The organism is Pseudomonas reactans (assembly GCF_013385825.1).
Classification (GTDB): Bacteria; Pseudomonadota; Gammaproteobacteria; order Pseudomonadales; family Pseudomonadaceae; genus Aquipseudomonas; species Aquipseudomonas reactans.
In genome coordinates, this window is record NZ_JACAPG010000018.1 from 276,278 (window position 1) to 290,771 (window position 14,494).

Sequence of the window (14,494 nt, forward strand, 5' to 3'; positions counted from 1 at the left end):
CTGCATGCAGTGCTGCAAACGCGTCAATCTTTTGCCGCAAACAGCCGGGATGGATCGGGGTGATGGGGTATGTAGGCATCTGGATGAGACTGATGGTGGCTGCCGTATCTACGCAGACCGGCCGGATATCTGCCGCGTGGATCGGCAATTCGAACTGAATTATCAACGGACGATGACGTGGGATGCGTTCGTGGAAATAAATGCAGCGGCCTGCAAACAGCTGCAAACGATGTGATGTGTTGATCATTTGAATATTTAAGGAGGCTGTAATGGTGGAAGTAGCTGATCGGCAACAGGATGCGATTGATGACGTCATTCGTGACGCCGTGCGAGGTTCCGGTAAGGTCAATATCGTCGTCGCAGGCAAGACGGGCGTGGGTAAAAGTACCCTGATCAACACGGTGTTCCGTGGGCAGTTGGCGAAGACCGGCTCCGGTACCCCGGTGACGCAGCAGATCGAAGAGATCACCAAGGAAGGTCATCCAATCACGATCATCGACAGCAAAGGTCTGGAGTTGAAGGACTACGCGACCATTCTCAAGGATCTGGAGAGTTTCCTTGAGTTGCGTGCGGGGCATCACGATGAAAACAAGCACATCCATGCGGCATGGATTTGCATTCAGGAAGGCGGTGATCGGATTGAGCAGGCGGAAATCGATCTCTGCCGTGTGTTGATCGATCAATCCATTCCAGTGGTGGCGGTTGTCACCAAAAGCATGTTCGCTAAGGACGTTGACTTTCACCTCAAGGTCAAAAAGCTTTTGCCCGGCGCTTCAGCCGTAGTACGGGTGCGCGCAGAGGCGCAACAGATCGAAGACGACGAAGGCAACGTTTTCAAGTTCGGGGTCAAAGGTATCGACGAGCTGATCTATGAATCTGCGAGGCTGATCCCCGAAGCAAAAAAGCGTGCATTCGCGAATGCATTGAGCTCGCGGCATCAATCTTCCATGAAAATCAAAGTCGAGCAGGCTGAGAAGGAAGTATTGATCGCCAGCGGCCTGGCAGCGGCGGCTGGGGCTACGCCGATTCCATTTTCAGACTCTTTTGTATTGATACCGATTCAAGTCGGGATGCTGGCCAAGATTGGTGTGACGTTTGGAATGGAAGTCAGTACCAGTGCGTTGACGACCCTGGTGGCATCGGCGCTGGGTTCGAGTGCAGCAAGCTTATTGGGCCGGGCAGTCGTGACCGGTTTGCTCAAAATGATTCCAGGTGTGGGCAGTGCGGTAGGCGGCACTATCGCCGCGACAACGGCTGCGACGCTGACGAAAGGTTTGGGAGCGGCCTACATTTCGGTGTTGACGGATTTCTGCAATAACAACCCGGGCAAGGAGCTTAATATCAGTTTGATCGGTGATGAGTTGAAGAGAAAACTCTCACTCAAGTAGTGTGCGACTTATATGTCGACCTGTCAGGGATCTGACAGGTCGACAAGCGGTTCCGGAGTTTCAAAACTAATACTTTCTCTACGAAGATGCTTTTCGGATGGACACGGTGTTTTATGAAATGCCGGAGGGCCCATGTTCAACGGTGTTATCTCTGATCGAGTAGCACTGGTTTTCTCCAACGCTGAGCCGTGGGTCAGCGTATTGACACGACTTTTCTGTCTCTACTTTCTTTAATAGCTGCCATCGACAGGCTGCCAGTTGCCGCTTCTTGGATGTGCTCACTCCACCAGGCCATCATCGGGCGTCTACGCTCAATGTAGTCGGCTCGGTTGTAGGCGCTGCGTACCTCATCTTTATCGACGTGGGCTAGCGCGACCTCGATTAACTCAGGATCCCAACCGCGCTCATTAAGGATGGTACTCGCCATTGAGCGCATGCCATGACTTACTAGGCGCCCTTCGAAGCCCATGCGCTTCAGCGCCATGTTGGCTGTCTGGCTGTTGCAGTGGGTGCGAGGGTTCCGGTCTGCAGGGAAGACGTACTCCCGGTGTCCACTGTAGGGCTTGATTGCTTCCAAGAGCGCCAAAGCTTGTTCCGTAAGCGGAATGATGTGCATCCGACGTTTCTTCATGCGCTCCGCCGGTATAGTCCAGATCTTCTTTTCGAAGTCGATATCAACCCAGCGGGAAGTGGCAGCCTCGGCTGGCCGAGTCATGGTGTGAAGTTGCCACTCAATCAGGCAGCGCGTAGTTCTTTTTATGCTGGCATTGGCAATTGCCACCATGAGCTCTTTCAGCTCATCGGGCGCAAGGGCCGCCATGTTTTTCTTTTTGGGTTTTTTGAAAACGGAGCGGATTCCACTGAGCGGATTCGCGTGAATCAAACCCGAATTGACACCATAGGTCATTATCTCATTGAGGCGTTGGGTTAGACGTTTAACGGTTTCGAGACTGCCCTTCGTCTCGAGGGGGCGAAGCAAATTTATGACTTTAGGGGCAGTGATAGCAGAGATTGGGGTGGTGGCCAGATCAGGGAAGACATGCAGTGTGAGAGAGCGCCAAATATCCTCGGCGTACGCAGGGGTGACTGAATCCTTTTTGAGCTCGAACCACGCTGCCGAGATATTTTCGAAAGTGTGTTCCGTGGCTGCTTTTTTCGCGTGCCGCTCGGCGTCTCGTTTCTCTTTAGGGTCCAGCCCCTGGGCGACAAGCTCTCTCGCTTCAACGGTTCTCTTACGTGCTTGCGCCAGGCTCACCTCAGGAAAGGTGCCCAACCCCATGTTTATCCGCTTTTTCGTCACAGGTTGGATGTAATTGAAATTCCATAGTTTTGAGCCATTGATTCTCACTCGCATCTGCAGGCCGTTGCCATCGGTGAGTATGTAGTCCTTTTCCTTTGGTTTCGCGGCTTTGACTTTTACGTCTGAAAGGCGCGTGGCTTGGGCTCCCATGGAGTATTCCAATGCTGTTTATGTATTCCAAAAAATAGCAGGTGAGGGCTTGGAATACCACTTGGAATACACGAAAGCCTAGATGGTCACGGATGCTGGTGAACGCTCGTGGACGCTAAATCCTTGTATTTACTGGATTTCAGGCACAAAAAAAGACGTCCGTGGACGTCTTTAGATGATTATTTGGTGGAGCCGGGGGGATTAAAGATTTATACATAAGATATTGTTTTAAATGGATTTATTTAAAAGTTCATTATTAAATGCCCCCATAAGTGCCCCCGTGCACATATTTCCGATGAGCGGCTATTTAAGGAGTTGAACTGGCGTCCTGAATCTCGTTAGCGACCGGGCGAGGCCAGTCAACCACCGGGAGCATTTAATAGAGTCGGTCGTGTACAGCACAACCTCGGTTAGCTGGCCAGAAGGGTTTGATGCCCAGCTCAGACCGGTTGCTGGGTAGATGTCAGGTCACGCAGTTGGGTTTTTTCAGCGGCAGCGCACCATGGGCTCATCTAAGACGATTTGAGCTGAGGTGCGGTATGAGACACTCGATGGTTACCTGCCACAACTGTGGCAAAGCGATGGTTCCGAGAGCGTCATATAGCCGTGGTTTCTGGGGGTATTCGCCTTCGTTCAATCATTGCCCCTTTTGCCTGAGTGAGAACTGGCACGGCGGAAATCCAGCGTTAGGGGCTCGGCTGTTCGCGTTGGTAGGCCTAGCTCTTGGTGTTCTGGCCTGCGTATTGGTGGGGGCTCTTCTGTTCAAGGTGCAGTGGTGGCTTGGTGTCGAAGGACAGTGGTCTCTATTGACGCTTGGCACATGTGCTGTGTCGGTTACCGCGGGATACCATTTTTACAACTGGTTTGTTGATTGCTGACCGGTGATCGTGCTGTGGAAGGCAGCAATCGGCCAGAAGCAGTCATCCGCACAGAAGTATTTCCGACCCCAGATTGCGGGAGCATCAGCTGCCAACGGATTGGGGGGGGCGTTTGACAGGTCGCCCCCACGCCTAATCCACAATGAACAACTTCGCCCCGATCGTAGTGAATGACCGATGTCCCTCAGCATTATTGCCCACCTGATAGCTCATGCCAGGCGTCAGTGTGAACTGACGACCATCTTCCAGTTCTGTATGCAACTGACCCTCCAGGCACAACAAGATGTGCCCCCTCCAACACCAGTGATCGGCCAGATATCCAGGGCTGTATTCGACCATCCGCACACGCTCTGAACCAAACTGGCAGGTACGCCAATAAGCTGTGCCTGTCTGACCGGGATGTGCCACCGGCTCTATCGTTGACCAATCGGTGGTACCAAATGGGATTGCAGTGAGATCCATTGTTGCCTCATCGAAATGCAATAAATTCAGACCGTATCATTCGAGCAATGGTGCCGATAGACACAGAAGGCCCGCATTTATGTAATACAGGCGCGGTGACAGAAACTGCCTTCACCCTGCCACTGGATAGCCATTCGGTGCTGCTATCGCGGGTAACTCATTGACCACTTTGGGTCGACTACTGCCGGTCGCGAGCGGATAACATCAGCCTTTTCGGTGATGGATTGGAACGTCTAATTCTGGAGTCACTGTAATACGTGCCCTGTAGCGCACCCAAAAAACCCCCGTACCACTTTTGTACCACCACCCCCCCCCCCGAATCTCGCCGATTGCGGCAATGCCAAGCCCTGCCACTGCTTTGCTTGAGTTTTTGAAGCGAGTCGCCCACCCTGACAAGTGACTAGTCAACGATGGACGTGTTATTACGGTTTTAACCACATCAACTGGCCAGAAGCCGAGATTACTCATTGGGTTAACCTGTCCAGTTTTTCGTAACCTGGACAGATGCTGTTAACTTAGAAGGTAAAAGTTTTGGACGAATTGGAGACTATTCTTCAGGGTGGGGGCAGATCTTTGGTAACGAAGAAGGGAGATGTTGTTTTCCGCGCACCTACTCCTTGGTCAATGACAACCGTTGCGCTGCTCGAGCATTTGGAGCGAGTCGGCTTCGAATACTCGCCAAGACTGGTAGGTACCGGCCTCGATTCCAAAGGACGGGAAATGGTTTCGTTTTTGGATGGTGATTTTGTCCATCCTAAGCCTTGGGAAGATGAAGCCCTACCGCTCCTGGGACGCATACTGAGAGAGTTGCACCTGGCGACTAATACTTTTGTACCTCCAGATAACGCTCAATGGCGTCCATGGTTTGGCCGCGGGTTGGGTACCCCTTCAGTAATAGGCCATTGCGATACGGGCCCTTGGAATATCGTATGTCGTAATCAGTTACCGTTTGCGCTCATTGATTGGGAAGAGGCTGGCCCCGTTGACCCATTGATCGAACTCGCACAAGCCTGCTGGCTAAACGCTCAGTTAGTAGATGACGACATCGCTGAAAAGCAGGGGCTGCCCTCGATTGAAGTCCGTGCTCATCAAATGCGGTTGCTACTCGATGGATATGGTGTCCCCCGTTCTCAACGCGCTGGTTTCATTGATAAAGTGAGGGACTTTGCCATTTTCAGTGCCGCGAACGAAGCAATTGCGGCGCGGGTGACGATGGATAGCCAAGAGATTGATCCGCTCTGGGGTATATCGTGGAGAGCGCGCAGTGCAGCCTGGATCATAAAACACCAAGCCACGCTCAATCGGGCAATCGTAAGATGATCTATCCCCGCTGATTTTTCCGCCGCCTCTTCCCATCAAAAGGCGGCCATACCCGGTTCTACAAAGGGGAGATTGAGCGCGAACTATATAGGTCTAACTAAGTTAGACTTTCCACAGTCGAGCGACTGCGTTGCAGAGAAACTGGGCTCGGATACGATATCCAGCACAATTAAAATACGGCACATGAATGCCTGGAGTGGACCAGCGACCACTTCGGGTCGGTTGCTGCCAATCATACGAAACTATCAGCCTTTTCGGTGATGGATTGGACGCACACACGCTGTAAGCCTTAATTTTAAAGGCCTCTGTTGATCATCATCAGACTGTGTACCAATTTTTTACCACTTCACCTGTTAGCGCCGAGCTGTAACCTACCACTTTTCGTTCAGAGGTCGACAGCGAAAGGTACGACTACACTTTGAGACCAGGCGCCACTACGAGACGCTGGTACGGAGGTCCATCCTCAGTACAACCATTTGTGAATACTCCGCTTTGACTTGACGAGGAAAATTTTTACTTCCTATCTCTGAAAAGCCCCACTTGAGATAGGCGTTTCTTGCATTTACTGCAGACGCCATTACATCCAGCCATACGTGCGTCAGCCCTAACTCTTTCGCGTGCTCGATTGCTGCAGACACAAGTCGAAACCCTAACCCCGACTTCTGACTGCCCGGTAGAAGATAGATCCTAGAAATCTCCGCTCCCCCGCATTCGTGCGTGATCGGGTTTCGAGAGTCAACCATCATGGTTAAGAATCCAACCACAACCCCAGCAACCTCGGCTACCCAAAGCCTTGATTCAGCTTGTCGCAGCAGCATCAAAAATGCTGACGTACTAAAGGTATCGAGTTGATGGGCTAAAGCTACGCAGTCATTCCATAGGTAATGATAGGACGCTGCATAAGCAGCAGGACCAATCACTCCTAACACCTCAGCATCGTCTACACATGCTCTGCGGATTTTTACCACTCCGTCCACACTTGGGCCTCGCGCAATTCCAATGGGTCACCCAAGAGTCTACCCGCTCAGATCTGCGTCTGCTTTGCTCGACTGCTGCCATGGATGCAGAAATTAGCCCCCAAATCCGTGATGGATTGGACCAATTAATGGCAGCCCCTTTAAAGCAAAAGGTTACAGAGCAACCACCGCCTTCTCTTACCAATTTTGAACCACCCCCTACTCGAGTTTTCATCCACGGTCAACGGACGTTGCGGCAGCTAACGACCCAAAGCGGCCGGTCGGAGAAGGCAGCAGCCCGCCAAAACCAGACGTTTAGTCTCACGTCTCAATCATTCATAATGCTGCTCCGGAAAGTGCGAAAGTTAATGAATTCATGTTTGATCAATACTTGAAACGATGGGAACTGACCATCGACGGTGATGCTTTCGCCTCGCTGAATGGACATCTACTGCCCGTTCGCCACCACGGCCTACCAGCCATGCTCAAAATTTCGCAAGCGCTGGAAGAGCGGGCAGGCAATCTGCTCATGGCTTGGTGGGACGGTGAAGGAGCTGCTCCAGTGCTGGCACATGACGGTGAGGCCTTACTCATGGAGCGTGCGAACGGCTCGGTCTCCCTGGCGCACATGGTGAGCTGCGGCCAGGACGACGAGGCTACTCGTATTATCTGTTCGGTGGTCCGCCGCCTCCACATACCAAGTACAAAACCGCTGCCTGCTTTGGTCCCCCTGGTTAACCGGTTCGAAGCCTTATGGAGCGCAGCGGCAACGCACAGAGGAGTCTTTGAACAGTGTGCAGAAACCGCCCGCCAACTTTTAGGCGCACCTCGCGAAGTCACGGTACTGCATGGCGACATCCATCACGGAAATGTCTTGGACTTTGGCGCCAAGGGATGGCTCGCTATCGATCCTAAGGGACTGTACGGTGAGCGCGGCTTCGATTACGCGAATATTTTCTGCAATCCGGATAGCAAAAGCGCTTTGGCTCCAGGGTGTTTCGAGCGCCGTATAGGGGTCGTGGCACACGCCTCCGAAATTGATCGCCACAGGTTGTTGCAGTGGGTGCTCGCATGGGCGGGGTTGTCAGCAGCCTGGATGCTCGAGGACGACATTGAGCCGGATGCCCCCCTTGAGGTGGCGAAGCTTGCAGCGTTGGCGCTCGGTTTGTGAGTTTTACGGTAGGGCGAGGCCAGAATACTTTTCTGTCAACCTTGGGTTGCGATAGCTAATGGTCTCGATAGACTACTTTTGGCCGTAAGCGGTCACCAAACAGGTTTGCTTGCCGCTCATCAATGGAAGGCTGACAAGGAAGAAATTAGAAGCTGGCTTACCCCCGCATGACCTTGTTCCAATCGATCTCATGACCGGCGGCTTCAAGCTCACGGCCCAAGGCTTGTTTCCAGCTATTACCTTCCATGGGCTCCCACACCACACCAGCAAAATCACTAGGAATCTCCAGAGTGCCGCGTTTCAACGCACAGACCTTGGCGCGGCCTAAACGGCCCAGAAAATAGCCCAACTCCAGCAGGACGTTCTGCCGGGCTCGCGGCTCCGGCTTGCCTCCTTTGGCACAACCCTCGTCGTCCGGCGTCAGCAGCACCACGGCAAAATCCACTTGTCCATGTGCTTCGACCTTCTCCATGACCGTACGGCCCTGATTGGCTTGCTCGTGCAAAATGATCGGCTCAAAGCCCAGCTGCATCAAAAATCGAGCCACGGTCTCACGTGCGCCTTCATCATGGCCAAGGGCCTGTTCGAGTTCTTCGATGAGTGAGTTCATGATTTCGGCGGCTAGCAGTAGTTGATGGATCAGCCCTGCACATTGCCCCGCTTCCACTTTGCCGTCGCTGACATCGCCGTCGAATGAGGCTTGCTTCAAACTGGCAGAAGCCAGCAGTGAAGCGTCGGCGTCGGGCGCAGCCTGTGGCATGCCGTCGCGCTCGGCCTGTTCAACTCGTTCGGTAAAAGCGTTGCGCACGCTGCGTACCGGTAACGCTCCACGTCCGACCAGGACGGTGTCGCCAGTGTCGGCGTCGAGTACTTTTTGCTTATAGGCAGGATGCAGGAACGCTTCCTCGGACAGCATGAAACGTGTGCCTAACCCTGCTTACGTCTCCGATTACCAGATCAGGTCCCCGATTATCCGTAGTGTCCTTCACCGGCTCGACGGCCATAGGCCGACAGCTTGGTGCTCTGGCTGCGTCTCACTTGAAATTGACAACGATGGAGTTAGGGGGGCATGCACCGTTTATCGTGTGTGAGGATGCCGATATTGAGGGCGCTGCCACTTTGGCTTTTTCGCAACGCCGGGCAGGTATGTGCCTCGCCCTCGCGTTTCTACGTGCATGAAACAGTATTCGCCGCTTTCGCTCAAAGATTTACCAAGTTAGCAGACCAGCTCAAGATAGGTGACGGATTCGCTCCAACCAGTCAGATGAGACCGTTGGCCAACGCTCGGTGTTTGATGATGGTTCAGGAGTTGCTGGCTGACGCAGCAGAGCTGGGGGGGGAACGTTAACGGGAGGGAAGCGCATTGGTGACAAGGGCCATTTTTTCGAACCGACAGTATTGGTCGATGTACCGCAACAGGCACGACTCCTCAACGAGCAGCCTTTCGGTCCTGTGGCACCGTTACTGCGCTTCACTGATCTGGATAGCGTCATTGCCCAAGCTATCAGCCTGGAGTATGGGCTGGCAGCGTTCGGGTTCACCAAGTCGTTGAAAACGGCGACCGAGTTGGGTAATCGCTTACAGGCAGGAATGGTCTCGATCAACCACTTTGGCCTAGCCTTGCCGGAAACTCCGTTTGGTGGAGTCAGGGCGAGTGGTCATGGTAGCGGAGGTGGAACAGAAGGTCTTGAGGCTTACTTGACGACGAAGTTGATCAGTCAGATAGGCATTTGAAGACAGCCCAAGACCGCTCAGTCCACGAAAGTTGGGTGGTTTTGAGTTTTCAAATTCTTCATGGGTGTTACTTGTTGAGACGACGGTGTAGCGCTGAGATGAATAGGGGGAAAGGAATTACATTTTTCTCCGAAAGTCTTCAACCCACCTCAGTGAACAATAAGATATTTGGTGTCGGAGCTATTGGAACAGAAGTGTTTGTGACTTGTGGCTCAGCACTTGCAGTGATCTGTGGTTATTTTGCGGCTTCTGCGTTTTTTTGTTGCTTGACTGTGCTTGAGTTTATTATGCAGTTAGACTAAGTAGTCAATCTAATTAACACGGCGCAAATCTACACCTGCTTCTGGGGAGAGGAGATGAGAAAGGTTGATTCTGAGTAGCATCAGGCAAAGCTGCGCCATATCCTCGAAGCTGCCGTCATGTGCTTTTCCGAAAAAGGCTTTCGCGGCACGTCGACCAATGAGATCTGTGCCGCTGAAGGATGAGTCCTGGCAACCTGTTTCATTATTTTCCCAATAAACAGGCAATGATTGAGGCCATTGCGGAGCACGATCGGCGCGAAATGAGTGAGCGTTTCGCCCAGCTTGCCGATGAGCCCGATGCCATGGTAGTTGTTGAGCGATTAGCAAAGGACATCTTGAAGCAATGCACCATACCTATCGTGCGATGAAGGCGAAGCACGGAGATCTTGTCTTTTATTCCCGTAAATCTTTGAGAGAGTAAAGCTATGACAAAAATACGTCTCTATCAGTTAAGTGACTTTGATGAGTGCCTGCGTCTGTTTGATGGCAACACACCAGATTTCTTCGACGCAACAGAGCGCACAGCATTCTGTGATTTTCTGCGCACTTCGAGTCAAACATTCTACGTCGTTGAGCGGTGCGAGAAGATCCTCGCTTGTGGGGGGTATGCTCTTGGGCACGGCGATAATGTGGCTAGTCTTTGCTGGGGAATGGTCGACCAAAAACTACATGGCCAAGGTTTGGGGCGCGCATTGATTGAGGCCCGACTCTCGGCAATACGAGCTCTGCCGTCAATCAAAATGGTGTGTATAAGTACGAGTCAACACACACAACGCTTCTATGGCAGATTCGGTTTCGTTCCTGTAAAGGTCACGCCTGATGGTCATGGACCAGGCATGGATTGTTGGGATATGACCCTGCAGTTGCGTCAATAGATAGGTATGGGGCCGGCAAGGGCCCGTACTACAAATTTTCGCGGATGTTTCTTTGCGAGGCGAGAGTCGTACGAAAACAAGGACGCTAGTGAGCGTTTGAAGGAGTGGCTCAAAGCCTCGATTTTGTAAGCGCAGCATAAACACCGTTCAGGTTCTTCAATTCCGTATGCGTTCTTGTTCTTAACGACGCGACCACGCTGCAGAACAACGACTTAATCTGCATATCAAATGGTGGACGTCTCAGCATCTTAACCATTCGACGAACACATCTTGCGTTATCAAGCGGATGCGCACCTAAGCGTAATTCTCTAGTCAGCACAATTTTTAACAATTATTTCTAGCACTTTTCAAACTAAACATCACCTTCTGGTAAGTGCTCCACGGGCTGTCAGCCGAGGGCTTTATAGAAGCCACTCGCTTGGCTAGTCTCTGCTTTATCCATTAGCCCGCCCCCCAACCCGCGCCCCTCGAATTCAGGTAGAACGTAAACGTCCAGTGAACACAATTTTGCTGCTCTGGCATCCGAGAGGGTGGTATCAGTCTGTGTTGAGTAGGCTTTTTTCCGTTCAATGTCAGGATGCCGATGCCATTAGCAAATGGCTATCTCTTCACCGCGACCACTCCGACTCATGCGTACAAATTTATAGGGCGCGTTAAATTTGTAGACGAGTTTTCGCATCAAATCCAGCCTTCCCGACTGATGATGGATCATGATCATCAAATCCAAGGAATCAAAACGATCACTGCGATTGGTAGTGCCAGTGCTGCAAGTAAGGTTTGACTGGCAATTATCCCCGCCATAAGAGGTGCGTCCCCGCCTAACTGTCGCGCCATGATGTAGGATGAAGAAGCTGTAGGCAGTGCCTGGAAAAGCAACGCCGCGATTGCTGCTCTGCCGTCCAATCCAAATAAATGACATGCACACAGCGTGGTCAGCGGCATAATCATGAACTTGACCACCGATGAATACGCCACGGGGCGAATCCAACTCTGCACTGAGCCCAGCTCAAGGGCTGCCCCTACGCAAAGCAGGCCCAGTGGTAAGGACGCTTGCCCTAATGCCTTGATAACCGGCTCGATGCCAGCAGGCAGGCCTAATCCTAGAGTCTGAAGCAGTATTCCCCCGAAGCAAGCGAGTACCAAAGGGTTAAGTGCCAACAGCTTGGCAACCTTGCCCGCAGACATCTTGCCTCCTGTGCCGTAGCGCGCGAACACCAGGACACACAAAATATTCACTGTCGGCACTATGGCCGCATTGGCTACGGCAGCCAGAGCGATCCCCTGGGCACCGAACAAGCCGGCCACCACCGAGACACCCACATAATTGTTATACCGCAGCCCTCCTTGGAAGACGGAAGTGAACGCCGCGTCGTTACCTTTAATAATCCTACGGGCGCCGACCATCAGCACTGCGACCATGACCGTCGAGAGTACAAGCGCCATGATCATCCCTTGGACTGGCACGTTGTCCAACTTGGCGGTCGCCAGACCATGCAAAAACAGCGCGGGCAGGAGAAGGTAGTAGCCTAGGCGTTCTGCCTGTGCCCAGAAGGTGTCTTCAAAAAACTGACTGCGCTTGAGCCCGGCGCCCATGACAATCAGCAGGGCAATAGGCGTGAGTGCAATCAAAAGTTCGGCAGTCACGAGTACGCCTCTAGCGCACGAACCAACCGCGTACATCCTTCAACTAAGGTAGCTTCGTCGGTGGCGAAGGAAAGGCGCAGATGCCTAGGCAGACCAAAAGCACTTCCGGGAACCGTTGCAACACCGACTTCGAGCAGATCAAGTGCGAGCGATTGATCGTCAATACTCGTTTTGATCTGAGGAAGTAGATAGAACGCACCCTCCGGGCGCGATACTTCCATTTTATCGCTCGCCTGGAGAACATGAAGTGCGGCATCTCGGCGCTGACGATAGATCGCATTGCGCTCAGCAAGAAAATCTCGTGGCCCCTCAAGCGCAGCGACCGCAGCGAGCTGGCTCAAGGTACTGGTCTGCGTACAGTTTTGAGATTGCACTGTAGTCATTGCCGAAATCAGCGATCTCGACCCGCAACCCCATCCTACGCGCCAACCTGTCATGGCGTATGCTTTGGATACACCGTCGACGATAAGGATACGTTCTGCTAGGTCTGGTGCTACCGACGCTAATGTCTGATAAGGCTCTTGATTGAATCGGATTTCTGCGTAGATATCGTCAGACAGTATCATCACCTCTGGGTACTGGCGCAGAACTTCAGCCAATGCTTGCAAATCGGTTTCGGAGTACAGTGAACCGGACGGATTACCAGGTGCATTGAGAATCACCCACTTGGGCGATTTTGCCAGGCGGAAACCTGCTGCCAAGTGCTCCGCTGTCAATCGGAATCCTTCCGAAGCGGCGGTCGGAAGGATGATCGGTTGGGCACCGCACATCTTAATCATCCCTGGATAGCTGGCCCAGTAAGGGGCCGGGACAATAACCTCATCACCCGGCTTGAGGGTAGCTTGAAAGGCGTTAAAGATGATCTGTTTTGCGCCACAACCAACCGTGATTTGATCGTCATCGAAATCTAATCCCCGGTCTTCTCGAGCCCGCATACGGATAGCACTGCGAAGGGGCTCAATACCGTTTGACGGGGAATAGGTTAGGCGGCTACCTAGCGCTAGATGCGCTGCGTCCAGCACGTGCTTAGGGGCATTGAAATCAGGTTCGCCGAGTGTTAGGTCAACTATGTCTCGCCCCTCAGCGCGCATGGCGGCAGCACGTTTTGCCATGAGTAGAATCGGCGATTGGAAAGCGCTGGTTGGAGTTTCATTGCTGTGCATGGTGCCTTCACGGAGTACGTTTGTATGGGCACTACGATAAGGAGTCGATACCTAAAGTAAAAACGATTTAAAATTCACGATTCGACAAGTTTTACTCATTTGTCGTTAGGTAGGAGCATGCCTTTTTACCGCCTGCGCCAGGGCTGCTGCCAGTCGTCCGCATGGCCGTTCTTCCTGCTCCAAGATCACAACGCGACGCGATTTTTGCGGTGATCCAAACGGCTGGACTTCTAGGTGCTTGAGGTGTTCAAGATTTTGGTTGGATAGCGGAACCACTGACACCCCCAAACCGCTGGCGACCATCTGGATGATCGCATCCTGGCTGTCCAATTCCATACTGGTTTGCACGCGCAATCGCAATCGACGAAGCTCCCGATCAATGGTACGCCCAGCCCAAGCCCGGCGGTCGAAGCGGATGAAAGGTAGTTTTTGAAGGATCTGCCGAAAATCTAGACCTGCGCATGAGCTCGGGGCAATGATCCAAAAGCCTTCTTCGTAAAGTGATGTACTAACCAAGCCGTAGGGGTGCGGTTTCACAGGCTCTGTAGTGATCGCGACATCCAACTCGCCAGCCTCTACGCGCGTGGCCAATTCGGCAGACATACCCGAGGCTACGTTTATGCGTAGATGTGGGTGCTCGGCAGCTAAGGCGGCCAGGGCAAGAGGTAAAGCACCGGCCAGTGCCGTCTGGATGGCACCAATTTTCAGTCGACCGCGAAGCTCGTTATCACTACCAATGTCCACAGCAATGCTGTCGTAAAGTGCAACGATCTCGCGCGCCCGCTCCACCGCCAAATAGCCTGCGTCGGTTAACACGGGCAAGCGACGCGAGCGGTCAAACAACGCAGCATTGAACTCCTCTTCAAGCGACTTTATGTGCAGGCTCACAGCCGATTGTGTGAGATGAACGGTGTCTGCGGCTCGCGTAAACGAACCGTGGTGAACGATAGCGATTAAGGTACGAAGCGCGCGCAATGACATATTGATCTCTCCTGCGTTGCAGTCGGCAAGCAGGTGACTGTATTGATTTAATAAGTGCTTTTTTTACGAAACTGGTCATGGCCTTCTACAGGCGCCTAGCAATCTTGATCAGTCGTCGATGCTATTGAGCTGCTAAATCACTCAGTGAAGCACGGTGATGATACACTCGT

14 protein-coding genes and 1 pseudogene are annotated in these 14,494 nt (G+C 52.6%); 8 read left to right on the forward strand and 7 right to left on the reverse strand.

What is annotated here, in order from left to right; translation table 11 throughout:
• The first annotated feature begins 4 nt into the window (after nt 1-4).
• Nucleotides 5-235, forward strand: coding sequence for a YkgJ family cysteine cluster protein (locus tag HX868_RS21615; protein WP_340137721.1), 231 nt, complete (start codon nt 5-7; stop codon nt 233-235).
• Nucleotides 236-269: 34 nt separating this feature from the next.
• Nucleotides 270-1,388, forward strand: coding sequence for a GTPase (locus tag HX868_RS21620; protein WP_103438630.1), 1,119 nt, complete (start codon nt 270-272; stop codon nt 1,386-1,388).
• Nucleotides 1,389-1,581: 193 nt separating this feature from the next.
• Here HX868_RS21620 and HX868_RS21625 read toward each other — a convergent pair whose 3' ends face one another.
• On the reverse strand, nt 1,582-2,838 hold the full coding sequence (locus HX868_RS21625; protein WP_103438629.1) for an integrase domain-containing protein: 1,257 nt from the start codon (nt 2,836-2,838) through the stop codon (nt 1,582-1,584).
• A gap of 1,010 nt (nt 2,839-3,848) precedes the next feature.
• On the reverse strand, nt 3,849-4,178 hold the full coding sequence (locus HX868_RS21630; protein ID WP_019816788.1) for a DHCW motif cupin fold protein: 330 nt from the start codon (nt 4,176-4,178) through the stop codon (nt 3,849-3,851).
• A gap of 531 nt (nt 4,179-4,709) precedes the next feature.
• Here HX868_RS21630 and HX868_RS21635 point away from each other — a divergent pair.
• The gene (locus HX868_RS21635) at nt 4,710-5,498 is read left to right on the forward strand and encodes a phosphotransferase (protein WP_081007142.1); all 789 of its coding nucleotides are present in this window, start codon (nt 4,710-4,712) and stop codon (nt 5,496-5,498) included.
• A gap of 434 nt (nt 5,499-5,932) precedes the next feature.
• Here the strand turns inward: HX868_RS21635 and HX868_RS31315 are convergent, their stop codons facing one another.
• Entirely contained in the window at nt 5,933-6,316 is a 384-nt protein-coding gene (locus HX868_RS31315; RefSeq protein ID WP_081007143.1) for a GNAT family N-acetyltransferase, read from the reverse strand.
• 514 nt (nt 6,317-6,830) lie between these two features.
• Between HX868_RS31315 and HX868_RS21645 the strand changes: the two genes are divergently transcribed.
• Nucleotides 6,831-7,625, forward strand: coding sequence for an aminoglycoside phosphotransferase family protein (locus tag HX868_RS21645; RefSeq protein WP_053152181.1), 795 nt, complete (start codon nt 6,831-6,833; stop codon nt 7,623-7,625).
• A 157-nt stretch (nt 7,626-7,782) separates the two neighbouring features.
• Here HX868_RS21645 and HX868_RS30875 read toward each other — a convergent pair whose 3' ends face one another.
• Complete coding sequence (locus tag HX868_RS30875) at nt 7,783-8,541, reverse strand: TIR domain-containing protein (protein WP_242462631.1); 759 nt, start codon at nt 8,539-8,541, stop codon at nt 7,783-7,785.
• A 62-nt stretch (nt 8,542-8,603) separates the two neighbouring features.
• Here HX868_RS30875 and HX868_RS31320 point away from each other — a divergent pair.
• The 4 genes and pseudogenes from HX868_RS31320 to HX868_RS21675 all read left to right on the forward strand — a co-directional run bounded on the left by HX868_RS31320 (nt 8,604) and on the right by HX868_RS21675 (nt 10,536).
• Nucleotides 8,604-8,973: pseudogene (locus tag HX868_RS31320) on the forward strand (aldehyde dehydrogenase family protein).
• 14 nt (nt 8,974-8,987) lie between these two features.
• Nucleotides 8,988-9,359 carry an aldehyde dehydrogenase family protein gene (locus HX868_RS31325; protein WP_177004364.1) on the forward strand — a complete coding sequence of 124 codons (372 nt, stop codon included), beginning with the start codon at nt 8,988-8,990 and terminating at the stop codon, nt 9,357-9,359.
• Between the two features lie 419 nt (nt 9,360-9,778).
• Nucleotides 9,779-9,844: a hypothetical protein gene (locus HX868_RS30880; RefSeq protein WP_236648095.1), complete on the forward strand. Its 66-nt coding sequence runs from the start codon at nt 9,779-9,781 to the stop codon at nt 9,842-9,844.
• A 242-nt stretch (nt 9,845-10,086) separates the two neighbouring features.
• Nucleotides 10,087-10,536, forward strand: coding sequence for a GNAT family N-acetyltransferase (locus HX868_RS21675; protein WP_177004324.1), 450 nt, complete (start codon nt 10,087-10,089; stop codon nt 10,534-10,536).
• A 717-nt stretch (nt 10,537-11,253) separates the two neighbouring features.
• Here HX868_RS21675 and HX868_RS21680 read toward each other — a convergent pair.
• The 3 genes from HX868_RS21680 to HX868_RS21690 all read right to left on the reverse strand — a co-directional run bounded on the left by HX868_RS21680 (nt 11,254) and on the right by HX868_RS21690 (nt 14,324).
• Nucleotides 11,254-12,180: an AEC family transporter gene (locus HX868_RS21680; protein ID WP_177004325.1), complete on the reverse strand. Its 927-nt coding sequence runs from the start codon at nt 12,178-12,180 to the stop codon at nt 11,254-11,256.
• The gene (locus HX868_RS21685) at nt 12,177-13,343 is read right to left on the reverse strand and encodes a pyridoxal phosphate-dependent aminotransferase (protein ID WP_177004326.1); all 1,167 of its coding nucleotides are present in this window, start codon (nt 13,341-13,343) and stop codon (nt 12,177-12,179) included. The genes HX868_RS21680 and HX868_RS21685 overlap by 4 nt, the downstream gene beginning before the upstream one ends.
• A 105-nt stretch (nt 13,344-13,448) precedes the next feature.
• Nucleotides 13,449-14,324, reverse strand: a complete 876-nt coding sequence (locus tag HX868_RS21690; RefSeq protein WP_177004327.1) for a LysR family transcriptional regulator — start codon at nt 14,322-14,324, stop codon at nt 13,449-13,451.
• Between the last annotated feature and the right edge of the window lie 170 nt (nt 14,325-14,494).